Raw genomic sequence first — 26,356 nt, forward strand, 5'->3', positions numbered from 1 at the left:
AAATATCCTGATATAAAGTCGCGGAACAGCCATACCCGGGTAATTCTTTCCCCGTAAACGGAGCAAATTCTCCGAGTGCGATGGTGACACGCTTTACCTCCTTTGCTTGAAGCGTGAATATAGAGAGTATGCTCACAACGATGATACATAGGAAAACTCGAGCCATCTGAAACATTCTATTTTTAAGGAGGTCCTTTCATTATACATCACGACGCTTCTGTCGATTAAAGGCAGGTTTTTCTGATATGTGCTCTGTGACGTCACTCATGAAAAAGAAGTTTCAGGTAAAAAAGAGACGCAATAATTGCGTCTCTTTTTAGACTGTTTGAAATTGTATGATTACTTCATTTTCAAGCTATAGAATTGATGGTTTAAACCGATGACCATCGCGTCAGCGTTATTCGTCAGTTCAAAGTTAATCGCTTTTTCATCAACTAAAGATGTTTCTATTCCTTGTGGATAATATCCATCCATATAAGTCCATTTTCCATCCGCGTTCTTTTTGTAGAAAAGAACTTCCGCTTTATCATCCGTAATATGCGCATGGTTTGTGATAGCAAGAATTTGGCCATCCGGGCTAAATCGAACATGATGACCAAAATATCCGATTTCTAGTTTCATGAACTCAGCCTTTTCCTTGTTCTCTTCAATTAAGAAACCAGGAAAAGTAGGTGCTGCATCATCTTGCTCTGTCCAGGTCCCAGAAATATTTCGGAATATTTTTACTTCACCTGCAAGCCTAAGATCAACAGATTCAAACATAACCTCGTTACGTGGATAAGCGACGACAAGTTCATCTTCAGTTGGCGAGAATGAGAGCCTCAGATCACTATTCTCTTTTGGTAACTGCTGGACAGACTTCCACTCATTGCTTGAGCTATCTAAGCCATAGATTTCAATTTCCATATGATTACGATTAGTAAAAGCAATAAGGTTTCCGGCTGCATTCACTGTAAGCGCTTTATCACCTGTATAGAAATCTTTAACAAGGATATCTTGGTGTTTAACCCATGAAGACAACTTGGTCGATGGGTCCTCTTGATATTGGTAAACAGCGATCGATTTATCTTCAAAGCTAAATAACTTTTGCCCATCTTGACTCATCGTCAGAATACCTGGAGCACGCTTACCACTGATGGTTTGCTTCTCTACATATTTTCCATCTTCCATCTCAAAAGAAACAAGTGATGCATCTCGCTGATATGATGCAACAAACCGCTTCCCATCTTTTGTTGCAGCAATCTGGTGACCAAATTCGTCAGCAACAACTGGCTTTGAAGGTTCAATGGTTTGGATCTTGTTGAAATTTGTATCTGATACCTTTTCTTTTTGATAAAAAATCACTGCATTATCTTGGTTCGTGACAAGAAGTGTTTTTCCTGTATCACTCAAGAACATCGACTCACCAAAATTATCAATAGATGACTCAGATTCGATCGACTGGAACAAGCTTGCTGACTCAGCTGCGTCTTTTACAGATTGATAGGCAATATCACTGCTGGTTTCTTTCCCAGCTTGGACTGCTTCAATTTTAAAGCGATAATATCGCCAGAGATCCCAAGTTAAAGGAAGCTCAATCATTGTTTTATCTTTTGCAATACCTGATTTGAGGATCTCAAGGCCATTTCTACCCTTTAGATCCTCAATGCCATATAACGTGTAGCTATCCGCTCTATTGGATGCTTTCCAACTGATCTGCAACTTTTGATCAACGATTTTAATTGCATTAAACTTGACATCAACTTTTGCTGCTGGTGCCACAGGCGGCTCAGGTTCTGTTACAGGTGGTACAACAACAGGAGGTGTATGAATTGAATCGTTATTCGATTGATTATTCGAGGAATGAGAGTCTCCTTCACCACCACAAGCAACCAAAGAAAGACAAAATACTGGGACAACAAGACTCTTCATAACTTCCTCGAACTTCATTTAAACAACACAAATAAGTTGAATGAATTTTACACACCTTAATCTGAATCGAAGCTGAACAAGTGTATAAAAATTTACAATTTTTATACACTTTGATTTTCTCGTCGCTCAGATCTGCAATCAGAGATTCTTTGGGTTAAGAAAACGCCCAATTGAGTGATCAATTCACTTTGAAAACACCATTTTGGTTTCTAATTTTTCCACCCGTTATCCAATAGTAAAAGCGCATCACGTTATCGAGTGGCTGGATCGAGTCCCAGTGCTCAACTAACTCACCCTCTTCAATGCGCCATGTATCAACGATATTGAATCCTTTGCGATCATTGCCTCGATGTGCTTTTTTCACGGTTGCATGAGAGTGAAGCGTCACGAGATCACCATCCACCATGATATTTTTAACATCATAAGAAAACTCAGGAAACTGCTTGGAGAGGCTTCGGAAGTATTGAACAAGGCCCGTGATCCCATCTCCAATATTACGATTGTGCTGGATATACTGAGAAGAAGCATATTTTTTTTCAATCAGATCTAAGTCATGGTTATTCATTAATAGCTGAACAAAATCAAGGACAACTTCAGCATTTTGCTTGTCTTGGTTACTCCAATGCTGCTTCATGAATACATGCTTATTGATGGCCTTTGTTGTCATCATGACTCTCCCTTCTATGATTTTTGGGTGATTGAACTAATACAAAAAAAATTAACTTGCATTATGCAAGCTACTACGATATCTTTTATTTTGCAAGTTATTTTTGAGGAATAAAAAATGCGTCGTTCAGATTGTCCGATTGCCAACGCGCTCGATCATTTTGGAGATCGATGGACATTGTTGATTATTCGTGATTTGGCTTTATTTGGAAAACAGTCCTATAGCTCGCTGCAACAATCCGCTGAGCAAATTGCAACCAATATTCTCTCGAGTCGGCTCAGTAGTCTCGAAAAAAGTGGCATTATAATGAGGAAACCAGATCCAAGTGACGGTCGAAGAAATATTTATCGTCTCACTGAAGCTGGGAAGGATCTATTACCAGTTCTCATTGAGATGCTACTTTGGAGTGAGAAATACTCACCAGAAAAGTTAGCTATTCCGGATGATTTTCTTGAAATGGCAAAACAAGATAAGCAAGCGCTCATTGAGCTGCTTCGTCAGAGAATAGATAACTTTTAAAGTAAGGCGGTCACAATAGTAAGGAGGTCACAATTCCGTCTTACTCTCCAAAAATAGACAATGGGTGTATTACTCAAACCAAGGACGGACATACCATGATTCGCAATAGCTTTGATGATGAATTTCTAGTAAGCGAAAGCCAATTTGATATTAGATAGACTTCATTGGCTTTCTTGCCTAAACAAGCCTTGTACTTGCAATCAAAAACATTGTTGCAAAATGCGCCTCGGATGGAAGCGATGAAAAAGTAAACGCTTCGATTTCAGCACTTAAAAAAAGCTTTCTCAAGATATTCCCGCCGAGTTTACATTCCCCAACTTTATCATCATTAATATATAAATCATACATATAAGGATTATCAGCCTGGATAATTGCACCATGCGAGTTATCATCAAAAATCGTATAACGGTATTCCCCTTTATCCATACGAAACTTATATTCACCGATACAAGGCCTTTCGTCGTATAAAGAAATTATTTCTCTTTTATCCATGATCCCGCCTAACATCGTTTTTCTAGAAGTGATCCCAATGTCTTGAACAAAAACTTCATAACGATAAGGGCTCAGCTCATTGGTAAGCAACTTCATGGCGATGTTGAAATTTCTAGGGCGTGAAGCATTCTTCGCAGTAGCGACCAGCTCATCAGCGGTATTAAAAGCGTAATAGTCAAATTGGTTTCTTTTAATTAGAATTTGAATCACACAAGAGGTAAGGATGAGTTGAACAGATTGATCAGTATAGCAAACAAATTTCTAATCCATACGTTAGCATTCTCCTCACTGAGTTAAAAATACGACCCATTATTGAATAAGATAGATTCACATGATACTTTCCGCTCATTATTATCCGCACAAGACAGGAGGAATACACTTGCAGCTACAAGAAGTATTAGAAAAATACCAAGGAGAGAAGCTCGATCTACAGAAACTCAGCCAATATGAACAATGGGCTTTGCCTTTTTTTCATCAAGAAAACATGGTCGCTAACCCCTATTTGTCCATCACGTTAGATGTTAACCTCACAACTGCCCGCCAAGTCTATGAACAAGATTTCCAGGAGGTTCCAGGCGCTTCTTTTCAAGCCTATATAGTCTGGCAGTTAATGAAAGCTCTCCATCAGGAATGGACTTTTAGTACCCGAAAAATTGGAAACGATTGGTACGTTTTTAAAAACCTACCTGTGTATTTTCCAATTGCAATTGGTGGCGATGCCCGGTTCAAAGACGCATTGATTGAAAATGTCGTTCAAATGGAGTGGCCAGAGTTTGTCATGCAATATCGAAAAACGATCACTGAACCAGCGGACTTAACAGGTACTATGGATCCATTGATTTGGTCGATTTCATCCTTTATTGGAAACTTACCTGATTTGGATTTCTCAGCTTTTCAAATCCATCGCGCAAAAAAACTCTCCGGTAGGCCCTATTTTTATTTCGGTAAGCGTAAATGGGTTAATGAAGAATATACTGCACCATTGAGTGTGAATATGGACCACGCAAATGCAGATCCTTTTGTACTCAGCGAATTGTTACAAACCTTCCAATCATACTTAAATGGCAAAACTTGAACCTCGCCTGAGGTTCAGTTTTTTCGTGTCATCCGTTTTTAACTCCAGCATTAAGAACGATAAATCAGTCGTTTATTCACATATAATGATTTTTTCTTAAATTAAATAACTCATTCATACTACATTCACATTGCCTTACGTATCATCTAATTCAATTGACTGAGGCTTTTCCTCCGTGCCTTTTTGTTTGAGTTGAGAAGTTATGCAGAATCTTTCTTACATTCCTCGATTTGTAAATTTTCAGCCATTTAAGCTCACTTGGTTGTTGATACTGATCCCAAATTACCTGATTTCAGCAATAGATACGCTATCAGATGGAACGGAGTTACTCACGTTTTTCAATATCTTAATTACAATGGCAAGTGTTCTGGAGGTCTCTGGTTGTCTCTGTTACATCTTGGGTGTTCGCTTATTGAACAAGTCATTTTGGAAACTGGTCCTCATTCTTGCAATTGTAGATTTTATTCGCTTTTTCTATGAAGGTCTCCAGGCACCGATGATCTCCACAGAAACAGGCTTCTGGCTGATTTTACAAGTCACACTCACTTACTGTTGTTACGCCATGATTTACTTATATGCTTATGAATCTGAGGGAATATGGGAGGAAGAGAAGTAGCTTTGCATTGAAGTATCATCAGCATTTCTTATTTCAGGACTAGAGAGAAATGCTGACTATAGGGAGAAGTTTGATGACCCTTAAGCCACGCCTTCATATAATAATCTTGCAATTTCTTGGCAAATGTCCAAACCTGCGAAGTGATCCAGCCAGAAGAATTCGCCGCATGGGTTGATTTCAAGAAAATGATATTGCCCTTTTTTATCTAATATGAGATCAACTGCGCCATAATTCAGGTTGAGCGATCTTGTCAGCGTTAAGAGCTGCTGTGCTATTTGACTCGGTAAGTCATAGATAAACCACTTATCCATCATCTCCAAACCCTGCCGACGCCAGTCACACTCCATATCATCATGAATTTTTGGATCAATTGCCGCGGTGAATACCTTATTCCCAACGATTGTGACTCGCATTTCCAGTTCTTTATCTATTTTTTCTTGGAAAATCATCGGGCTCAATGCAAGGCCATCCAATTCTGCTAAATGGGAGGCTTCTAATTTGCTGGTAAAAACAACCTGTTCTTGAGAGCCACGCCAAACAGAAAAAGCGGCTTGCATTTTCGTGACCACTTCGCCGTTGTGCTTCTGAAAAAACACTTTCACAGCTTCAGGTTGATTCGTGATGAGTGTATCGGGAACATGCAACCCTGCGTTTCTTGCAAGAATGAGTTGTAATTCTTTGTTGGATGCTCGGCGAACATGCCAATAATCATCCATTTTAAACACATCCAAACTATCCATGAAACCAAGCAAGGTTCGTTTCGATTCATCCATACAAGCGCGCTTATACTGAAGATCCATATCTTTGGGGAGCTGCCCGCCTGGTAAAAATCGTCGATACCAAAGTGATCGAATTTGCTCAGAATTTACAGTCTGGCCATGCTCATTGATGAGTTGATGTGTATGGGGAAATTTTTGTCCGTGTAGCCCAGCAAGTTGAATCTTGGTTGGGTATTCATCAGAATTCAAGCGAAATACTTCGCCACCTAGTTCTCGTATTGAGTCACTTACACTGTCAATGCATTCATTATCTCGGCTCTGCGTGACGATGAGTACTGTATTTGCTGCCACTTTAACCTCTTTCTATCACTCAAATAAATCCGGAGAAGCATTACGCTTCTCCGGCAATCGATTTCATCATCCATTAAACTGGAAAATTAAAACCATCCTCATCAGAATCTGACGGATAACGCATTGTTGCAAATGGCTGCTCTGGTACTTCTTGAACTGGAGATTGTTGAGATGCTGTACCACCAGCAGTCATTTCTAATTCGTTTTCAGTCAATTCACGTGTTTGTGAAGCAAGTAGATTTGCAAAGAATGGTGTAGTTTTCATGAGAAACTCCTATCTTTCTCTAAAGTTTATCGAGAGTCGAAGAACCCTTTTTGCGACCAAAAATTGGTACCAAAGAATCATCCTGGGAGTGAAATGATATTGGCCTAATTTTCTTTACAAAAAGGGGATACATGCCCATATGGCAAGCCTTCCTCTCGAGCGACATTTATATGCCCACAAGAAATGTAAGTCAATGAAGAGTATCGGAATTAAATCTTTTTTCCTATTCTCAGTATTGTTGCTGATGGGTTCGATTAGAGGATTTAATTGTCCAGAATAAGTTATTCTAATTTTAGGTCAGACTGTCTTTTATATTGGAACTCTGCCGCAAATGACGGAACCAAAAACGGGCTCAATTCGGGTCCAGACAAATGACCTCATGTACGTTGGTTCCCTTTGTTGTAAATTTTTATATACGTTTCCATTAATTCTTCCATGTACTTGGTCTGTTTTAAACGTTCAACAACCGTAGATAATCGTTTGATGATTGAAACACAAGGTGACTTGATTGAGATTGCCAAGTACATCTTGTCTTCCAGAATAGGTGGCTCCAGCGTTTCTACATCGTTTTCAAGCCCCAACTTTTTCACTTGAAGCAGCCCTGCGTAATAACTATGTGGTAAATAATCCACCCTTTTCATCATCAACATCTGGAAAGCTGAATCCCAACTATTCACCCAGACAATACTCAAGTTCTTTTTTGCATACTCATCAAATTGAACACCAAGGCTATATCCCCGCTGCAATACTCCTTTCTTTGCCTTTAAATCAGCAAATTGACGATAACGAAACTGATTCCCCTTTTTGACAAAAACGACCGCAGGATCGAGTGAGACTGAGGGGTGAATAAAATGTAGCCATAACGCTCTATGCTTGTTGTAATATGGTGCAAGCAGCAAATCGACTTCTCCCCTTTTAACCCGCAGCTGTGCGCGAGCCCAATTCCCACTTGGCTCAATTTCTGGCTTCACCCCGAGTTCCTTCATGACTGTAGATGCATACTCAACGTATGCACCTGTGAGTGTCCCATCTTTTTGATTCCAGGTTACTGGGGGAAATTCAGGATTGCCAGTCATCGAAATAGTTGTACATTCTTGTGCCCAGATAGAGTGACTTATTAACATTAATAATAGAAAAACAGGACTCGTTCTTATCATGTGCTCGATTTCGTTCTTACCAAACGTGATGCACGTCTGTATCCATAAATTCTAAATATAAAAATAGAATGCAACCCTTTGTACGACAAGATCATTTTTATTGTTCAAAAACAGGAACAACTGTAAAGCCGTCAAAGGCAGCGAGAACAGCTACTTTCCGCCTTACCACATGACATTGCTGCGAGATTTAACAATGCCAACAGTCACATCGAAGCCGAAAGCTCGAGTAGTGACACTCGCCCAGTGACCAACCATTGAATTAGGCAGAATAATATTTTCTATTTCATGCTGTTATGGGATGAAGTTCTACTGATAAAATACAAAAACAACATGAAAATTTATAACTAAATTGATTTATCACAATGAAACTTGAAATAAACAACATCCCAATCAACACCATTCGTTCAAAAAAAACCTTGATTGGTGGAATTTTAGCCATCGCCAGCGTGACATTCAGCCCCAATACTCTTGCCAGCTGTGAAGAGTCCTCGACACAAACAAGCGAAGTCTATTGCACCGATTCGAATGGTGACACCTGGGGCTGGCTTCGATATCCTGATCAGCGTAAGTACACCGTTCAAGGCAGAAAAGGATCCACACAAAATATGACTGGAACATTTATCAAATATCTTCGCGTATCCAGAGACGACTACACCCATTTAAAAGAAATGTGTGAATATGCTGCCTGGTTAGGTAATATCCCAGAAGCCGTCCTCCCAAGACCGGCTTGGGGCTGGAATCTAAGTTCATATATGTTTGCTGATGATTATGGATTAATACAAGATGGTGGACAGTACACAGAATTTGATGGAAATACATTTTGTGACTAGGTCACGCCATTAGTGGCTGATTTTACCCGAGATATTTAAGATTTGTATCGCTAGAATGAAAAGACTGCGGTACAATTAAAAAAGCATGCGCTATCCTGTATACACCTTGATCCTGGCCACTTTGAATACCAAGCATAAACGTGTTTCCCTTTGCTTGCTTTATTCATCATAATACCCAGATAGCCTCATTTGCAATTCAACGTGCTTCTGTGCTTTCTTCAGCGCAACATCTGCTGCAACCTTCCCTTGGATCACTTCTGAAATTTGCTGTCCAACATAATTGCCAATTGCTGGAAATTCTGGTATTTCGACAAACTGTATCCCTGAATATGGAACATCCCTCTTTTGTCCACCTTGCTTATTCGTATCAACAATAGAGTCAAAAACAAGAGGGGCAAAAGGTGAAGCTTCAATATATGCTTTATTTTTGTAGGTAGATTTTCTGGTCCCCGGTGGTACAGAAGCCCATCCATCATTGCTCGCAACAAGTTCAATATAATTTTTCGAAGTAGCCCAGGAAATAAACTGTTGAGCGATCGTTTTATGATTGGAAGACATCGGGATCGCAAGTGCCCAAGACCATAACCAATTTGCCCCTTCTGTAGTCACTGCAACTGGGGCTTTTACAACCGCAACATCTTGACTGACTTGAGACTTGTTTTTATGAAACAATGTCCCTGCTGCGACTGTAGCATCTATCCAAATTCCACATTTGCCACTCAAAAAAAGTGCCAAATTTTCATTGTACCCATTATTTTCTGGATTAGGTGGGCCATATTTCGTAATCATTGTTTTATAGATTTTTAAGGCTTTTTTCCATGCATCAGAATCAATTTGAGGCTGCCACTTTTGATTGAACCATTGACCACCAAATGTATTCACCATCGTTGTAAAAAACCCCATATTCTCACCCCAACCCGCTTTCCCTCTTAAGCACACCCCATAGATCTCTTTTTCTGGTTGATGGATTGTATCTGCATAACTCAAGATTTCCCAATAAGTGGGCTCTGAGCTCATTCTTATTCCTGCTTTCTTAAAGAGGTCCTTTCGATAATATGTCATGGAGCTTTCTGCATAAAATGGGAGTGCATAGAGTTTATTTTGAAATGAAAGAGAGTGCTTGATTTTGTCAAAAATATCATTTAAATCATAGCTTTTTGGTAAATTTGAGAGGGGTGTAAGCCAATTGTTTTTTGACCAAACTGGGACTTCCAACATACCGATTGTCATGATGTCAAACTGCCCATCAGAGATTGCTAAGTCACTGAGTAGTCGTTTTCGAAGCGTACTCTCATTCATGATGCGCCAATCGATCTCAATATGCGGATTATCCGCTTCAAAAACTTCGGATAATTCTTGTAAACGCAGCATTTCTCGATTATTAACAGTGCCAATAATCAGCTTTTTCTTATCTTTTTTCTGCGCTCTGAAGGGATAAAAACCATGCTTCTCAATAATCTTTCTGAGTGTACCATCCCTTCTCATCTCTGCTAGCCCTTGATTAAAGTCTTTGTTGATGGATGGGTGGCTCTGCGTATGCTTCGAAAAAGCGACATAAAATGAATTTTGAGCATCAATTGGTTCAATAAAATCAAAATGGCCAATCAAGTGCGGCCGCTGGTTCGTAATAATGTCTCCAGCTGAATATTTATCAATCACGATAAAATCAACAGCTTCTTTTTCAAGGTTATCAATATTTTGCACGTCATTTGTCACAAACTCATTCTTCGTATATTGAAAGTAATCAAACCGCTGAGTAATTGGGTCACCTCGGATAATCCCAAATTTATATTGCTTTAACTGCTTCAAGTAGCTATCGAAAGAGTTTGATGTGTGGTTTGTAAAAGAGATATCCAGAGATTTTTTTTTCAGAAGGCCAATATGATCACCAGGAAATGGTGAAGAAAGTAAATAATGCTTCATATCCGTTTTTCGATCATAGGATGGCACAAAACCGTCCATCGCTCCTTGTTTGACAAGTCGTTGTGCTCTTGCCAAAGTCACAAACTCAATTTTAACTTCGTAATTTACGCGTTGAAATGCTTCTTTGATGACCTCAATCACATACCCATTGCCGGGCAATTGTGCGCCTAGATAAGGTTCTCTTTCAATGGAAGCAATCTTAACTTTTCCTTGAGCCAATGCCTCGCAAGTGACCAGGAAAACAATCATCGTATAAATAAGAAAAGCTTTTATATGTAGCAACTTGGCGATTCTATGATGGACTATTCGTTATTAGGAGGTTAGTTCAACATTCAGGACTTTGCTGTATCCATAAAAATGGGTCGAACTCCCTTTACCAAATACAGGAGCATAAAGTGCGATGATGACATCGCTCCATAGAACGATGCTGACGATGAATGCAAGCCTTTAATGGCCAATAGAGATACTACTCAGTATACCTGTTGCTATCGACTTGTACTTACCATGAAGAGAAACACATTTTTGTTTGTTGACTATGTCTTCACGCAGATCCAGAACCAAATATGAGTTGTTTTCGATTGGATAGACTCGAATATGATGTCCCCTGTAACATTGTTACAGGGGCAAATTTAAAGATGCTTATGATGCGCGCTTGCCATCGCGGATATGTTGCGTACCACGCTTTTTGGCAAGCTCCATTTGTTTTTCACGCTCAGCAAAGTTTGCTTTTTGTGCTTCCGTTGTCTTCTCAATACAATGCGGACAACTCACACCCTTCAGATAAGAATCCGCTTGCATTTCTTCTTCAGTGAGTGGCATACGGCATGCATAGCATTGATCGTAGCTGCCCTGCTCTAAGCCGTGCTTTACAGAAACACGCTGATCGAAGACAAAACACTCGCCTTCCCACATACTGTCTTCTTCTGGTACTTCTTCAAGATACTTCAGAATTCCGCCTTCAAGGTGATATACCTCTTCGAAGCCTTTTTCTTTGAGTAAAGCTGTGGACTTTTCACAACGGATACCGCCTGTACAGTACATGGCAACTTTCTTGTGCTTTTTCGTATCTAGGTTTTCATCTACCCAGTCTGGGAATTCACGGAAGTTTGTTGTCAGTGGATCAACTGCACCTTTAAATGTACCGATTGCCACTTCGTAGTCGTTACGGGTGTCAACAAGCACGACTTCAGGGTCAGAAATTAAATCATTCCATTCGTCCGGTTTAATATACGTCCCAACAATAAGGTTTGGATCGATACCTTCCACACCCATGGTCACGATTTCTTTTTTAAGTTTTACTTTCGTGCGGTAGAAGGCTTGTTCATCACTGTGGGATTCTTTATGAGTTAAATCAGCTAAGCGGGCGTCACTTTTTAACCATGCAAGTACAGCATCAATGCCAGCACGAGGACCACAAATAGTCCCGTTGATCCCTTCTTCAGCCAATAATAAAGTACCTTTTACTTCGTTATCAGCCATTGTTTGATACAAAGGGTCACGTAAAGCGACATAATCTTCTAAACGAACAAACTTATATAAAGCAGCAACTACAAAATTCATCTTTTACTCCAGATACGGTTGGATCGTAAATCCAATGCCAGAAACTACCCCCATAAAGAATTCATGGGGATGAATAAAGTCGGCACATTATACATAAACTTCTTCGGAGGTAAAGGTGGGTAGGTTTTGTGTTTGATATAGCGCAAGTAATTGCCCGGAATGGGTCAAATCATGTGAATGCACAGATAATTCGTCACCATCTAAGGTAATTTGCCAGTCAATGCGTTTTTCAAGATGCGCTGCAAGTTCCTGAACTAACAACATATCAACAAAGAAAGCATTCACCCCAACATTTTGGTTTTGGAGCAATTGATTCATTTCGGCTAACCCTTCGTCGTTCGCCTCATGGATCAGGATGACAAAAAATTCAGAGAGACGTTTCGCACGCTTGATATGCTTCAAATTAGGAATACCAACTTCTAACCAAACTTTATATTCATATTGATCGTCGATCATATTATTTACTGCAACCGCTGGTTCGTTGCCATGACAAACTGAATTAAAGTGACCATGGAATTGACAGATAATAGAAAAGCCAAGTAAACGTGTCACAAAATGAGTATCTGTCTCAGACGGATGCCGAGAAAGCTTCAAATGATGATTCGCATAAAATTGTGAATTTAAGTCCGAAACACTTAAATATGCATTAAAGACGCGAGATTTATCACTCATGACTCTATCTCCCCTTCACCTTCAGTATAATCGAGATGTGAAGATACAAGGAACATAAATAGGAACCGCAGCTCTATTTTCACTCAAACTGCCCTTCATTTCGTCGAGCAAGCACTCTAATCGGCTATTGTGCACGCAAATAATCGCACTTTTTCATAAATAATTTGGCTTTTCTTCGCCGTTAAATTATGTTTGTCGAGTTATACTGCGTACTTATACACCAATAATCGGTACGCTCATGAACAACAATAAGTGAAGGACTGTATTTTGAAAAAAATAACCGTACTATTAATTACCCTCTCCATGTGGATGAATCCATATGCGATGGCGACTGAAAGCGCAATCTTCAGTCAGATGGACATCAGCCAGCCAATTTGGGCGAAAAAAGGCATGGTGGCCAGCCAGGAAGCAACAGCTTCAAAAGTCGGTCTGGATATCCTGAAGCAAGGTGGTAATGCTGTCGATGCGGCTGTCGCTGTCGGCTTTACCCTTGCTGTAACACTACCACGTGCAGGAAACCTGGGAGGCGGCGGCTTCATGATGGTTTACCTGAAAAAAGAAAATAAAGCTGTTGCAATTGACTACCGTGAAGTTGCACCACTAACTGCTCACCGTGATATTTTCCTCGATAAAGATGGCAACCCAGATTCTGTGCTTTCTCGTTATCATGGCCTTGCAGTTGGCGTCCCTGGAACAGTCATGGGTATGGAACATGCGCTAAAGAAATACGGCACCATGACCCTAGCACAAGTCATGGCACCAGCAATCAAGCTTGCTGAAGAAGGTTTCCCAATGACCAGCGACCTGTCCAACTCTCTAAAAGGGTTGCACAAGCGCCTCACAAAATTCCCATCAGCAAAGCGCATATTCTACAAGAAAGACGGCAGCTTCTATGAAGCAGGTGAGATCTGGAAACAACCAGAGCTTGCAAAAACAATGAAGAAAATCGCGAAGAACGGTAGCAAAGCTTTTTATGAAGGTGAAGTTGCAGAGAAAATCGTGAAATCAGTCACTGAGGCTGGCGGTTTAATGTCAATGAAAGACTTGGCTACTTACCAAGTCAAAGAACGTGCTCCGGTTGAAGGCGAATACAAAGGGCATCGTGTCATCTCTATGCCACCACCATCTTCTGGTGGTATCCATATTATTCAGATGCTGAATATGCTTAAAGCATATCCACTTTCAGATTATGGTCACAACAGCGCGCAAAGTATTCATACAATGGCAGAAGTCATGAAGCGTGCTTATGCAGACCGTAGTGAATATCTTGGTGATCCAGACTTCACAAAAGTTCCAGTGACTGGTTTAACTTCTCAGAAGTATGCTGACTCTCTTCGCAAGACAATCAGCCAAGATAAAGCGACGCCAAGTAAAGACATTCGTCATGGCAACCCAGCACCATACGAAAGTAACGAGACAACACACTACTCTGTTGTTGACCGTTTTGGTAACGCTGTATCCAACACTTACACGCTAAACTTCAGCTACGGCTCTGGTTTGGTTGCTGATGGTGCAGGCTTCCTATTGAACAACGAAATGGATGACTTCTCTGCAAAACCTGGCGTTCCAAATGCTTACGGCCTGATTGGCGGTGATGCAAACGCAGTTGGCCCCAAGAAGCGCCCTCTTAGCTCAATGAGTCCAACGATTGTAGTGAAAAACAACCAGCCATTCCTTGTCACAGGAAGCCCAGGTGGTTCACGTATTATCACAACAACCTTGCAAATGATCCTCAACGTCATTGACCATCAAATGAATGTTTCTGAAGCAACGCAAGCTTCACGTATTCATCACCAGTGGTTACCGGATGAAATCCGTGTTGAAAAAGGCATTAGCCCTGACACACTTAAACTTTTGAAAGCAAAAGGCCAAAACGTCAAGGTGAAAGCTGCAATGGGGAGTACACAGTCGATTATGGTGACAGAGCAAGGTTTATTCGGTGCGTCTGATCCACGTCGTTCAGGCTCAATGACTGTTGGTTATTAATCAATACCAATTGCACTAATTGAATTTGTGAAATGCCAATCCAACTGCGATTGGCATTTCTTTTTTTCTACAAGTAAATATTCAACGCCCTATTCTTCTGGCGAATCACCAAGCGGTGCTTCTGCAAACCGGCCATCTTCCAGACCAACATAAATCAATAGTAATTCAATATACGGACGATCATCTTTGTCTTTTCTTTCAGCTTGATTGAGACAACGAGGATCATCATCCTTTGGACGCTTTGCGATAACATGGACAACTTTATCAGCACGATTATCACTTGTGACATCGACAAAATGAGCACTACGGCGGGAGTGTTTGGGAAGTCCTACGACTTTATGTGCCAGTCCTTCATCTGCAAATGATCCATCTCCACGACCTAAAAACGTTTTTGAAGCAGCGTTATGGTTCCATTTGATCAAGTCCTGAGCACCATCACCATTGACATCCGCAAAGCGGACACCAAACCCTTTGTGGTGATGTTTGGGTGGCGGTGACTTTTCCAAACAGGGATCGTCCTGAGAAACAGCCAAAGCCTGACTGGAAAAGACATGTGCCGAAAATAATAAACTACATGCAATAGAGTTGAGTGTGATACGTTTCATTTCTTTTCTCCATTAAACCGTGAATTCATTAGAGTCCCCTTCGTGAATGTCGCGACCCGCAAGCATTTTCGAAAGAAAAGTAGACCCTACATTCCGTTACGTCCCCGTAATTTGACACAAGAAAATGAATGTTAATAATACTTAATTACTATATAAATAGAATGATCTATTATTGCACAGTGCGGTTCTTGGATTGGGTTCGTATTGACGCAGATACAACGGAAAAAACAACCACTGCGAAAATGAAAATTGCAGCAACAAATAATAATGGTTTTACATCCAGTATGAATGTTGATATCAATCAAAGATCATTTCTTATGGAACAAATACTCCTGGTACAGACAATACTGAAACGCCAAAGGCAAAGGCAAAGAAAGATGACGGTGGTGGTGCATTGTTCCACATGATTGCAGGCTTGTTCATACTTATTGGTCTACGTCGCCGTAAGTTCTAAGAACTTTCCTCTCTATCCCCCCTGATTCTCATCGGGGGGATATTTACTTTTAGTACACTACTTTTAGAACAGTCATCAATTGTTAGTTTCAACAATCATTCCTTTGCCATATACCACTGTCAAATGCCCTTAAGTCCGAAACAACACACTCTCTTTCTGGAACAGTCGAACACAAAAGAACACCGATGCTACAGCTAATGCCAATGTAGAGCTAAAAATCAGCATCATCATATTCATTTCAAGTGTGCCCTTCATCAGCTCCTTCGTTGCAAGGGCAGTGTTAAGAATAGGGACCATGGCCGAGGATGCATCCATTTCAAAACCTGGGATCATCGCCACATAGGGTAAGAACAAAATCGGCAAAGCAACATTGCTATGATAGTTTTGTGCCTCTTTGTAATTCTTCGCGTAAATAGACAGTGCGCAAAGAATACTTGCAAAGACTGCAGCTAATGGAAGCATCAGCACGTAAAGCTGAATCACATCACTTGCAGAAAATTGGGTCAAAATCACTTGGACCTTTTGTATATCAAATACAGACGCAGCGATATTTGACCAAAATAACATATTCAAAATAGTCAGCGTAGTCGAAATGAGACCAGTAAACATCACTGTCATGAATTTCCCCATCACGATTGCAGTCCTTGAAGTGGGTGAAATCAGGAGCGTTTCCAATGTTCCTCTTTCTTTCTCCCCTGCCCCGATGTCCAACGCAGGGTAAGATGCACCCATAAAGCAGGAAGAAATAAGTAGCATTGCAATCACAGGCCCTGCAAGCTGACCAAACAATTCTCGCCCCTCAGACATATCTACTTCTTCAATCACAATTGGGTCAAGGATCGCGTGATGCTCTTTTTCATCAATCCCCTGAGCAAGAAGGAGCGATTGAGTAAGCTTTTGTTCGAAACCTTTTAGTGCAGTATGCAACTCTTTACTGAGGTATAATTCGTAGGTGCTCGATTCATCTCGAAAAATTTTCCATTGATGCTGTGTTCCAGTCTTCTTCTTGGGTATAAATAATACTAAGTCAATTTTCCCTTCTCGAATTGCTGTTTTTGCCTCATCTTCACTTGAGAGCTGTAAATCGGATTTTTTGAACCGTTTGTGATAAAACATTTTTTTCTCAAAGTCTTCGAATCCCCCTTGAGAAATAATTTGATAAACAAATTCTTTTTGTTGCGCCTTGGCTTGTTGTTGCCCCGCAAATGCCGCTATCAAACCGAGAATAATCGGCATAATGATCATAGGAAGAAGCACAACCATGATGAGGGTTTTTCTGTCGCGTTGTAATTCTAAAATTTCCTTTTTAAATATCTGCCACATACGAAGCTCCCTTATCCGCTAAAATATTCAAAAATGCGTTATTTAAATCATCATCACGGCCAAATTCACGCATTGCAGCAAGTGTCCCTTCAAAAATAGTTTCGCCATACGCAATGATCACCACGCGATCGCACAATCGATCTACTTCATCCATATGATGTGTAGAAAATAGAACCGGCGTCCCTTTTTGCTTCAACCCATCAATAAAATGGAGGACTGTCTGCTTTGCTAAAATATCAAGACCACTGGTTGGTTCATCCAAAATGACAACATCTGGGTCATGCATCAGGGCGCGTGCAATGGCCGTTTTTTGCTTCATTCCTGTTGAAAGAGAGCCTGCTCGTTTATCCGCAAACTCCAACATGTTTAATTCGCTCATCAGCGCATGGCTTTTTTGCGTTACGGCTTGCTGAGACATGCCGAATAGCTTTGCGTTGAATTCGATGTTTTCTTGCGTTGTTAAACGATCATAAAGACCTGTACTGGAAGAAAGAAAACCGATGCGACGACGTGCTTCGATTGGTTTTTGTAAGACATCCTGACCTGCAATCCGAATGGTGCCTTGATCGGGTTTTAACGCTGTAGAGAGCATCCGAAGTGTTGTCGTTTTTCCTGCGCCATTAGGACCTAAAACCCCAATAACTTCACCCGGATCACAATGGAAAGATACATGACGTACAGAGTGAAAAGCAGTTTCACTATATCGAGGGTCAGATTTTTCTGAATCAGATAAACTCTTTTTTTTAATTTGAAATGCTTTCGCAAGTCCCATGACTTCCAACATCTAAGGCTTCCTCCTTTTCGGCCTGAAATACGCTGTATTGGCGTAAAATAATTCCTGTTGATTGTCATCATACCAGCCAGGAATCCCTAAAAACGGGATGGGTGACATTATCTTGTTATTATTCAATAGGTCCTCTGATTGTATGAGTGTCTCTAGTTGAGCATCCAGTTGTTGATATACTTGCCATAATGGCAATGAGAAGAATGATGACGCAACTGGAACAAACAGCGCTTTTCCTGTCAATCCAAGATAAGGTTTTGTTGCCATTTCATAGTTCGCATGACCAAACATAAACGGGTGGATACTTTCCCCCCAAGCATCACGAGACTGCCAAAAAGCCTGATGCCATTCATGGGCCTGAAGCTTATCGCGCCAATCTGGCTCCGAAATCGCCATCACAACACCACATTCATCAAACAGTGTAATGGCGTTTCTACGATCCGTCCGCACCGAATGACCATATGCTTTGATATCCTGAATATGCAATTGATTCAATAACGCTTTTGTTTTTGGGAAAAGGCACCAAATCAATGCGCCAAATAGATCATGCCAATTATCCACCCGAGTGGGAATCGTGCCATCTTCAAAGATGATTTGCTCATAATATCTTCCATGAAAATCTTCTCCCGGGAATTGATCAATAAAGCGAATTGATTCACCGTTCGAATTGACCACACCTTCTGGTAAACAACGGGTTAACTCCTGCCCACGGGGCCAGCTTTTCCAATGCTCCCATGGAAAAAGTGACTTTAAGTCGCGAAATAAGCCAAATTGGTCTAAAAAGTATGTTGACCACTCGGTTAACGGTTGAAAACGCTGCTGTGTCATGGGACCTCTCAAAATAGAACACACCTTTTTACTGGATCCGTCAGCATTCGTAAACCCGTTATTTGTAAACTTTTATATCATTGTTGAGGAAATCGGCTACTTTTCCCTTTTTTTGAAAAATAACTTGCAATCGCCCACATATTTTTGCACATTCGAGGGAGCCAAATCGTCAGTATATTTTGATTGAATAACACGAAAGGAGTAAAAATACTATGTGTGCTATTTTTGGAATATTGGACATCAAGACTGATGTCTCTGCATTGCGCGAGCAAGCGTTGCAACTCTCAAAACTTTTGCGTCACCGCGGACCAGATTGGTCTGGCATCTGGAATAATTCTAACGCGATTTTGGCTCATGAGCGTTTAGCAATTGTTGATATCAACAATGGCGCACAACCGTTATTCAATCACAATCGAAATCACATCCTTGCAGTTAATGGCGAAATTTATAATCACAAAGCGCTCGAAAGTGCGTTAGAAGTTGATTACAAATTCCAAACAGAGTCAGATTGTGAAGTCATTTTAGCTTTGTACGAGCAAGAAGGTGAAGCTTTTATCGACAAGTTGAACGGGATGTTTGCATTCATTCTTTATGATGAATCAAAAAACCGCTACCTCATCGCTCGCGATCATATGGGGATTATCCCGCTATATTATGGCTACGATGAGCACGGAAATTTTTATGTCGCATCAGAAATGAAAGCACTCACGCCTGTTTGCAAACAGATCAAAGAATTCCCCCCTGGGCATTTCCTGGATAGTCTACAAGGTGAAATCAAACCATATTACCAGCGTGACTGGATGGAATATTCTGCAGTCGAAAACAATGCAGCTGATCCAAAAGATATTCGTGAAGCACTCGAAGCTGCAACCAAGCGTCATTTGATGTCAGACGTCCCTTATGGCGTTTTGTTATCTGGTGGTCTGGATTCATCAGTGATTTCAGCAATTGCGCAAAAATTTGCAGCGAAGCGGATTGAAGAAGAAGATCAAGAAAAAGCTTGGTGGCCACAGTTGCACTCTTTTGCTGTTGGCTTGAAAGGCTCACCCGATTTGATTGCTGCACAAAAGGTAGCGGATGCGATTGGTACAATCCACCATGAGATCAATTTTACGGTTCAGGAAGGGATCGATGCTGTCAGAGACGTCATCTATTTCTTAGAGACCTACGATGTCACGACCATTCGCGCCTCCACACCAATGTATTTAATGGCTAGAAAAATCCGTGCGATGGGAATCAAAATGGTATTATCTGGAGAGGGTTCGGACGAAATATTTGGTGGTTACCTTTACTTCCATAAGGCACCAAATGCACAAGAGTTGCATGAAGAAACAATTCGTAAACTCAAACGTCTGCATATGTTTGATTGCCTACGTGCCAACAAATCGATGTCAGCTTGGGGTGTCGAAGCACGAGTTCCATTCCTCGATAAAGAATTTCTGGACGTCGCGATGTCTATCAATCCGCAAGCAAAAATGTGTGTTGATGGCAAAATGGAAAAACACATCCTCCGGGAAGCATTTGATGGCGAGATTCCAGACGAAGTTCTTTGGAGGCAAAAGGAGCAATTCTCTGATGGCGTTGGCTATTCCTGGATTGATAACCTAAAAGAATACGCCGAGGACAAGGTCTCTGATCAGCAACTCGAATCTGCTGCATTTCGCTTTACGCATAACACGCCAGAAACAAAAGAAGCGTATTTATATCGCACTATTTTTGAAGAGCACTTTCCACAAGCTGCTGCTGTTGAATGTGTACCAGGCGGAAAGTCCGTCGCTTGTAGTACACCTGAAGCTCTCAAATGGGATGAATCATTCCAAAATAACGCAGACCCAAGTGGCCGTGCAATGGTCAGTGTTCACATGGATGCTTATGCTCAAGACAAATAGTGTTGTCATACTCCTTCATACAAAATAGTATGAGGCACAAAGCACGAAGCCCCTTTCGGGGCTTCATGCTGTATGGTTAAATATGTAATGTAACTTTGTTATAGTTTGTTGTAATACCCCGTGGCTCTCGCGTCAATCGCTTCTCGCCATCCCCCTAACCACTCTGACTTTGTTTCTGAACTATGGTATGGACACATCTCTTTTGAACGTCCACTTGCTCCTGCTTTGTACCCTTGACTATGGGCTCTTTCCAAACGGTCTCTTTTTTGACGTTTCATAGGCAACTTCCTCACCTTGTTACTATTGCTTTAAAAAACTATTGCTTTAAAAAAACTATCGCTTAAAAAACTGTGTGAATAAAAACTTGCTTATCTGTCTATATAAACTATTTACCAGTACAAATTGCATTGCAACAGTTTTTTTGACCCACAATTTCCTTGTTTGTTCTAAGTCAATGAATATTTGTATTTATATTTTTCAGTTATATGAAATTCATCTAAATGTAATCTTTTAAGATCGGCTCCTTATAACCAAAACCTAAACAAATGATTGAGAGTTTAACTATGAATTCAGACTAACTCGCGAGGTCTTCCAGTTGCCTCATAGAAGTAAATGCACCTGGCGAATGCGCAGCTCTCACACCACAACGAATTGCCAAATCTAAACAGTCTTCAAGTTCTGCTCGGCACATCAAAAATGTCGTGAGATATTGGAGAGATATTTCCCGCAAAGAAAACGAAAAAAGCAGACCGGCTATAAACGCATCTCCAGAGGCTGACATGCCAACAGATTCTGTCTGTGGAATTGGGATCATTCCTTGGTAATTCGGTGTCATGTATCGAATTGTTAGTCCGTTGTGAGTCACCAGAATCAGTTTGACACCTGAATTAAAACAAGTCTGAAATAGCTCTTCTTCATCAGAAAACTCCGAGAAATAAGCAAGCTCTTTTTGCGTAAACTTCACAATATCTGACTGATAGCAAAACTTGAGAATTTCCGCCCTTGGGTTTCGTTGTTCATCCCATTGGCTTTCATTGAAGCTGACATCAAAACTAATGATCGACCTAAAGTCCTTGGCAAGCATGACCCCTGTTTCAGTGGCATCAGAGATGTTTTTTTCCGAGAGTGTGCTAGAGCAAAAATGGAAAATATCGCTTTGCTGAAAAGCTTCTATTTGGAAGTTATCCTGCTCAAACAGCAGATCTGCTGATGGTGTTCGATAATCATGACTTCTCAACAAACCTCCTTGATGTTGTGTCGTAAAAACAAGGCCTGTATTTGCTTCACTCGTTCGAACAATGTAATCCGTTATCACACCAAAGTCTTCTAACGATTGAAAAATATATTCCCCAAAAGGGTCATTCCCAATCATCCCTGTGAATGCACTCGTACCACCGAGTTGAGAAAATGCGACTGCAACATTAGCCGGCCCTCCTCCGGGGTGACGGATATATAAATCCGGCTTATCCTGATTCACCAAAAAATGAATGATCACTTCACCAAAACATAGTAGCTTTAACATGTCGGAGACTCTCCTGTCTATAAATTGAATTGTGACTTGGCACGCGGCACTTCCAGTGCTTTATTGCTTATGCTAAGTAAACGAAATACTGCTATTCCTCATTGCCAATGATGGTACCCATCAAGGTATATGGACTTGATGATTGAACGTTGCAATCGAATCCAAAGGAATAGGGTTGGTGAGAAAGGAACGGACAGACCCCGGCATCACACAGCCAGCGAAACTCTGTACAAAAGCGAACGCGGCAACACCCAATATGTGCACCGGTTTCTAAAACAAGTTTTTTCTTTTCTCCCACCCCACATGCGCATACGACATGTGACACGCTCCGTAAGGCTAATTTCAAGAAAAGTTTTTAGCAATGAGCCATTGGTATTATTTTCACGGAAATCATTGAAATCCAGACCATTGACCAACCATCAGCGCTATTTCCGACGCAGGCTCTCATCAAGACGTTCATGAAAAACTTCCAGGACAGTCACTTTTTGTTTTTTGAAAACATACGCAGATATAATTAAGAGTCCGCAAAAAATTAGTAAGTTTTGCCAGCCGTTCAGAAGCCACTGCCTAGACCAAGAAAGGAGGAACACTTCATTGAATGGATAGAAGTAACTGATTGGCCATGTATAACCATCTTCTCCTTTCGAACCAATCACATCACACAAAATGTGCAGATGAACAACGAATAGACTCAAAATAAAAACTTTACCTCTTTGCTGTGCTGCAAAAGCGGTCGCAAGAGTGGCAATGAAAATAGAAGCAATAAACCCATGACCAAGCACATGGTGATAATCTGAGTAATAGTGTGTCTTCCCTGATATCCAGTCCCAGATGATCCCTATCCCATCCAAATCAGGAGCAACACCTGATAGAGCAATCAAGCGGCGCTCTCGGGGCGCTGAAATCTTAGGGACTGTACATAGCCAGCTCATCAACAAATGTGACGTTGGCGTCATTTGTGGTTACCTCATGGGAATGTTTCTTGATCATGTCATCAATGGACACGCCCTTTGAGAATAAGTTCGCTCAATCGAATGACTTCTCTCCAGGAGAACAGTGTTTACGATTAACGAGTGACAGAAATATCCTCATTTTCAAACTTTCTATATCTTTCGACAAAAAGTTCGATAAGTTGATGGGAAGCCTCGACATAATTTGGATGATCCATTGTCAATGCTTGAATTGAGAGTGACCCCGTATCTGCTTCACAGATAATCGTCAATTGCAGGTGACGATCTTGAACTGCTTTTGTGACCGGGTACGATTTTATTCCTATGTCAGCTTGTGAACTCAAAGATGATAGTTTAACCACACTGAGTACGATCGGCATTTGGCTGATCGCTTTCAATGACTGTTCTTTCGGGATCACTTGACGCAAATCGACAGCATAATTTTCATTAATTTGCTGTAATTGTTGTTCATTAAACCGACATAAATCCGCAAATGTTCGATGGCCTTCGTAGCGAACTGGTCGCTGCGCTGCATAATAGCCAATTGTTTTTCTTCCATATTGGTAAGTTAAATCAACTGGCATGCCGATCAAAAAGTGTTCCCGTTGGCTTTGCTGAGTATAAGCGAGTTGAAAAATACTGAGAAACACCGCAGCCACTCCAGCTTCCATCTGCATTGCCTTTTCCGTGAGCTGCTTATAACTCATCCCATGCAGTCGCTTTTCAATTCGATAACAAGGCGCTTGATTGATAGGCTCCACCGAGAGACTTGCAGGTTGGCAGAATGATAATTGTGTTCGCCAAAACTCTTCGCAGCATGTTTGCGGCAAAAATCTGTTCTGAAGTTTTTCGAATCCACTTGAAACACTTCGTTCTTGGTGTTTCAAGCTTAATCCTTGTGTCAATTCACGAAAAAATACGACAAACGAACGAACATCACAGATCACATGATGCATGACAAGGCTTAACTGAGTTTCTTCATCAAGTGGAAAAGCAATCAGACGCCATGGAGGTGTTTTTTCAAGCACAAAAGGCTGCTGCGTTTTCTGTTCAACCAAAGCTTCCCTATCTGATGCACAAGAATATGGCATATATGTAAAATCAATTGCAACTTCCTCAGCAGCGAAGCAGAGTGATTTGTTTGGCATCATGGATTCAGGGAAAATCATTCTAAGAGTCGGCTGCTTATAAATGCACTGTTGAAGTGCTTGAATGAGGTATTCTTGTGAAATCACTCGATTGACTGAGATCGTAAAACAATAGTTTGAAAACCGTTTGTTTTCACACTGTTGGAATAGCTCATATTCAATTTGCTGATCGGGTGTCAAAGCAACTCGATGTCTCATTCCGTCACCTCTAATTCATCACCAAACACAAAGAAAAGCTCGTCCTGAAAACAGCCTTGTGCAAACTCCTCAGCCATTTTTTTTCTTTGAAACTTTCCGCTCGGTGTTCGTAGCAGACGATTTGCATAACACACACCTCCAACCCAATCCACAAATCCAAGTTGTTCAACAATCCGGTTCATTCTTGCCTGAAGCTGGATACACTTCTCCATCGTTGGCTGGCGCATTTCAACCAGCAGGAAAAGCTGTTCTTTCCCATTCAAAAGCATATTCGTCGCAATACACCGTCCTCTGTAAACCTCATCACAAAGTTTGATTTGTGCTTCAACATCCTCAGGAAACAAGTTCATTCCATTGACAATAAGCAGTTCCTTTTTACGTCCGACGATATAAAGCTCACCACCATCAATAAATCCAAGATCACCAGTCTTGACCCAAATTCGACCATATTCATCCTGATAGGTGGATGACAAATCAATTTGTCCATCCCGCCAATAGCCTCTAATCACTGATGGACCTGATATTTCTATTTCATCGACTGGAGAAAGTTGATCCTGCTCTGGTGTAAGGAGGTATTTTCCAACTTTGATTGACATTCCTGAGACTGGAAAACCAACAGAAACAATTTGCCGCCCTTCGTATGATCTGACTTGATTTAATGATTGATCCAGTTTAGGAAAACTGACAGCAAGTGTCGCTTCTGCCATGCCATAGACAGGAAGAATAACATTTGGTTTTAACTGCATGGGCGAGAAGTATGCTTGAAACTGCTCAATCAACTCAGCACTCACTTGTTCTGAGCCATTGAGCATGACCCGAATCGAACTCAAGTCAATTTCAAAAGCATCCTTCTCCCTGACCGTATCTAACATATATTGATACGAAAAATTTGGACCAACATAAACCGTCGCATGATAAGATTTTATTGCTTTTAGCCATCTTACTGGTGACTTTACAAATTCAGCTGGCGTAGACAGCACCATTTTGCTCTGACAGATGATCCCTACAAGAAATGCGATCAGCCCCATATCATGGGAAAGTGGCAGCCAGCTAAAGTAACAGTCACTAGAAGAAAACAATGCAGAGTCTTGAATAGCTTGGCAGCCTGACAAAACCTGACTTTGCGTTAATATCACACCTTTCGGATGAGCCGTGGATCCAGATGTATATTGTAAAACTGCAATGTCATCTTCCCCAATAGCTGGCATTTGGTAAGGAAATGAAACCGTATCATCCATGAGTTCCGAGATACATAAATAATTAATATGACTGTCCTGTTCTTCACCCTGCTCAAAATAGCGCTGATATGCTGGCCCACCAAGGACGAGATCGACATGCGCATCTTGGGTGATAGCGCGGAGGCGTTCAATAGAACGTTGCTTTTGACGACCAAATTCTGGAGAAGGTAAGGGAACCAAAGTTGCCCCCGAAAGGATCACGGATAAAAGGCCAATGACTCCTTCTGGTGTCGCAGGACAGACCACAGCAACACGCTTTCCGGGGTATATATGATTCGCGTGCAGGATGCTCACTGCATTGAATATCGCTGTTCTTAGCGCTTCGAACCGAATAGACTCACTACGATAAAATGATAATAGTTGCGCATCCGGAGTTTCCTTCAGCGCATTGTATACCTGAAAACAAAGAGTATTTTGGATCAAAGTGATTCTTCTTCAACGTATTGGCTGGCTATATATGCAAATAAATCAGAAAATGTTTCTAACTCAAAGATTTGTTCTTCAGAAATTGTGACACCGTAACACTTTTCAATTGATGCGATGATTTTCAGCATTTTTAATGAAGAGCTGACCACATCGGTGAGGATCATCTCATCTGTAATTTCAAAGTCTGGCTCGTTGATTTGAGATCGAAACAACTGCAAAATTTCATTTTTTATTTTATCGTTCATATT

At 40.9% G+C, this 26,356-nt stretch carries 25 protein-coding genes; 6 read left to right on the forward strand and 19 right to left on the reverse strand.

The features are described 5' to 3' along the window. Window positions 1-339: 339 nt before the first annotated feature. Together C505_RS0106785 and C505_RS0106790 are read right to left on the reverse strand one after the other, a co-directional pair. Entirely contained in the window at window positions 340-1,911 is a 1,572-nt protein-coding gene (locus C505_RS0106785) for a YncE family protein (protein WP_018691839.1), read from the reverse strand. A gap of 178 nt (window positions 1,912-2,089) precedes the next feature. Beyond that, window positions 2,090-2,581 (reverse strand): nuclear transport factor 2 family protein, encoded by a 492-nt coding sequence (locus C505_RS0106790; RefSeq protein ID WP_018691840.1) that lies wholly within the window; start codon window positions 2,579-2,581, stop codon window positions 2,090-2,092. Between the two features lie 114 nt (window positions 2,582-2,695). Here C505_RS0106790 and C505_RS0106795 point away from each other — a divergent pair, with 114 nt between their 5' ends. After that, window positions 2,696-3,097, forward strand: coding sequence for a winged helix-turn-helix transcriptional regulator (locus tag C505_RS0106795; protein WP_018691841.1), 402 nt, complete (start codon window positions 2,696-2,698; stop codon window positions 3,095-3,097). Window positions 3,098-3,274: 177 nt separating this feature from the next. Here the strand turns inward: C505_RS0106795 and C505_RS21680 are convergent, their stop codons facing one another. Continuing rightward, a complete protein-coding gene (locus C505_RS21680; RefSeq protein WP_018691842.1) occupies window positions 3,275-3,685 on the reverse strand; it encodes a hypothetical protein in 411 nt (136 codons plus the stop codon). 283 nt (window positions 3,686-3,968) lie between these two features. Here C505_RS21680 and C505_RS0106805 point away from each other — a divergent pair, with 283 nt between their 5' ends. Both C505_RS0106805 and C505_RS0106810 read left to right on the forward strand, forming a co-directional pair. Further along, window positions 3,969-4,664 (forward strand): hypothetical protein, encoded by a 696-nt coding sequence (locus tag C505_RS0106805; protein ID WP_018691843.1) that lies wholly within the window; start codon window positions 3,969-3,971, stop codon window positions 4,662-4,664. A gap of 202 nt (window positions 4,665-4,866) precedes the next feature. After that, window positions 4,867-5,280, forward strand: coding sequence for a hypothetical protein (locus C505_RS0106810; protein ID WP_018691844.1), 414 nt, complete (start codon window positions 4,867-4,869; stop codon window positions 5,278-5,280). An 80-nt stretch (window positions 5,281-5,360) separates the two neighbouring features. Here the strand turns inward: C505_RS0106810 and C505_RS0106815 are convergent, their stop codons facing one another. The 3 genes from C505_RS0106815 to C505_RS0106825 form a co-directional block, all read right to left on the reverse strand. Continuing rightward, the gene (locus C505_RS0106815) at window positions 5,361-6,350 is read right to left on the reverse strand and encodes an MvdC/MvdD family ATP grasp protein (RefSeq protein ID WP_018691845.1); all 990 of its coding nucleotides are present in this window, start codon (window positions 6,348-6,350) and stop codon (window positions 5,361-5,363) included. Between the two features lie 73 nt (window positions 6,351-6,423). Then, on the reverse strand, window positions 6,424-6,615 hold the full coding sequence (locus tag C505_RS0106820) for a microviridin/marinostatin family tricyclic proteinase inhibitor (RefSeq protein WP_018691846.1): 192 nt from the start codon (window positions 6,613-6,615) through the stop codon (window positions 6,424-6,426). 377 nt (window positions 6,616-6,992) lie between these two features. Next, window positions 6,993-7,772: a substrate-binding periplasmic protein gene (locus tag C505_RS0106825; RefSeq protein ID WP_083938286.1), complete on the reverse strand. Its 780-nt coding sequence runs from the start codon at window positions 7,770-7,772 to the stop codon at window positions 6,993-6,995. A 362-nt stretch (window positions 7,773-8,134) separates the two neighbouring features. On the opposite strand from C505_RS0106825, the gene C505_RS0106830 reads away from it, so the two are divergent. Then, window positions 8,135-8,602 carry a hypothetical protein gene (locus C505_RS0106830; RefSeq protein ID WP_018691848.1) on the forward strand — a complete coding sequence of 156 codons (468 nt, stop codon included), beginning with the start codon at window positions 8,135-8,137 and terminating at the stop codon, window positions 8,600-8,602. Window positions 8,603-8,761: 159 nt separating this feature from the next. On the opposite strand, the gene C505_RS0106835 is transcribed toward C505_RS0106830, so the two are convergent. The 3 genes from C505_RS0106835 to C505_RS0106845 form a co-directional block, all read right to left on the reverse strand. Next, a complete protein-coding gene (locus C505_RS0106835; protein ID WP_157368863.1) occupies window positions 8,762-10,807 on the reverse strand; it encodes an extracellular solute-binding protein in 2,046 nt (681 codons plus the stop codon). 357 nt (window positions 10,808-11,164) lie between these two features. Continuing rightward, entirely contained in the window at window positions 11,165-12,085 is a 921-nt protein-coding gene (trhO, locus tag C505_RS0106840) for an oxygen-dependent tRNA uridine(34) hydroxylase TrhO (protein WP_018691850.1), read from the reverse strand. Window positions 12,086-12,172: 87 nt separating this feature from the next. After that, complete coding sequence (locus C505_RS0106845; protein WP_018691851.1) at window positions 12,173-12,757, reverse strand: YaeQ family protein; 585 nt, start codon at window positions 12,755-12,757, stop codon at window positions 12,173-12,175. 303 nt (window positions 12,758-13,060) lie between these two features. Here C505_RS0106845 and ggt point away from each other — a divergent pair, with 303 nt between their 5' ends. Beyond that, complete coding sequence (gene ggt, locus C505_RS0106850) at window positions 13,061-14,743, forward strand: gamma-glutamyltransferase (protein WP_018691852.1); 1,683 nt, start codon at window positions 13,061-13,063, stop codon at window positions 14,741-14,743. Between the two features lie 89 nt (window positions 14,744-14,832). Here ggt and C505_RS0106855 read toward each other — a convergent pair whose 3' ends face one another. The 4 genes from C505_RS0106855 to C505_RS0106875 form a co-directional block, all read right to left on the reverse strand. Then, the gene (locus tag C505_RS0106855) at window positions 14,833-15,348 is read right to left on the reverse strand and encodes an FG-GAP repeat domain-containing protein (RefSeq protein WP_018691853.1); all 516 of its coding nucleotides are present in this window, start codon (window positions 15,346-15,348) and stop codon (window positions 14,833-14,835) included. Between the two features lie 583 nt (window positions 15,349-15,931). Further along, window positions 15,932-17,125 (reverse strand): ABC transporter permease, encoded by a 1,194-nt coding sequence (locus C505_RS0106865; protein WP_018691855.1) that lies wholly within the window; start codon window positions 17,123-17,125, stop codon window positions 15,932-15,934. Then, window positions 17,109-17,909, reverse strand: coding sequence for an ABC transporter ATP-binding protein (locus C505_RS0106870; RefSeq protein WP_018691856.1), 801 nt, complete (start codon window positions 17,907-17,909; stop codon window positions 17,109-17,111). The genes C505_RS0106865 and C505_RS0106870 overlap by 17 nt, the downstream gene beginning before the upstream one ends. Beyond that, on the reverse strand, window positions 17,910-18,737 hold the full coding sequence (locus C505_RS0106875) for a DUF3025 domain-containing protein (protein ID WP_018691857.1): 828 nt from the start codon (window positions 18,735-18,737) through the stop codon (window positions 17,910-17,912). It lies immediately after the preceding gene. Window positions 18,738-18,949: 212 nt separating this feature from the next. On the opposite strand from C505_RS0106875, the gene asnB reads away from it, so the two are divergent. Further along, entirely contained in the window at window positions 18,950-20,626 is a 1,677-nt protein-coding gene (asnB, locus tag C505_RS0106885; RefSeq protein ID WP_018691859.1) for an asparagine synthase B, read from the forward strand. Between the two features lie 98 nt (window positions 20,627-20,724). Here asnB and rmf read toward each other — a convergent pair whose 3' ends face one another. The 6 genes from rmf to C505_RS0106915 all read right to left on the reverse strand — a co-directional run bounded on the left by rmf (window position 20,725) and on the right by C505_RS0106915 (window position 26,353). Further along, window positions 20,725-20,904 carry a ribosome modulation factor gene (gene rmf / locus C505_RS0106890; RefSeq protein WP_018691860.1) on the reverse strand — a complete coding sequence of 60 codons (180 nt, stop codon included), beginning with the start codon at window positions 20,902-20,904 and terminating at the stop codon, window positions 20,725-20,727. A gap of 296 nt (window positions 20,905-21,200) precedes the next feature. After that, a complete protein-coding gene (locus C505_RS0106895) occupies window positions 21,201-22,148 on the reverse strand; it encodes a carbohydrate kinase family protein (RefSeq protein ID WP_018691861.1) in 948 nt (315 codons plus the stop codon). Between the two features lie 425 nt (window positions 22,149-22,573). Continuing rightward, window positions 22,574-23,104 carry a metal-dependent hydrolase gene (locus tag C505_RS21685; RefSeq protein ID WP_018691862.1) on the reverse strand — a complete coding sequence of 177 codons (531 nt, stop codon included), beginning with the start codon at window positions 23,102-23,104 and terminating at the stop codon, window positions 22,574-22,576. A gap of 110 nt (window positions 23,105-23,214) precedes the next feature. Further along, entirely contained in the window at window positions 23,215-24,444 is a 1,230-nt protein-coding gene (locus C505_RS0106905) for a condensation domain-containing protein (RefSeq protein WP_018691863.1), read from the reverse strand. After that, entirely contained in the window at window positions 24,441-26,105 is a 1,665-nt protein-coding gene (locus tag C505_RS0106910) for an AMP-binding protein (RefSeq protein ID WP_018691864.1), read from the reverse strand. Before C505_RS0106910 ends, C505_RS0106905 begins: the two co-directional genes overlap by 4 nt. After that, on the reverse strand, window positions 26,102-26,353 hold the full coding sequence (locus C505_RS0106915; protein WP_018691865.1) for an acyl carrier protein: 252 nt from the start codon (window positions 26,351-26,353) through the stop codon (window positions 26,102-26,104). The genes C505_RS0106910 and C505_RS0106915 overlap by 4 nt, the downstream gene beginning before the upstream one ends. Window positions 26,354-26,356 lie beyond the last annotated feature (3 nt).

Source organism: Algicola sagamiensis DSM 14643 (assembly GCF_000374485.1).
GTDB lineage: Bacteria > Pseudomonadota > Gammaproteobacteria > Enterobacterales > Alteromonadaceae > Algicola > Algicola sagamiensis.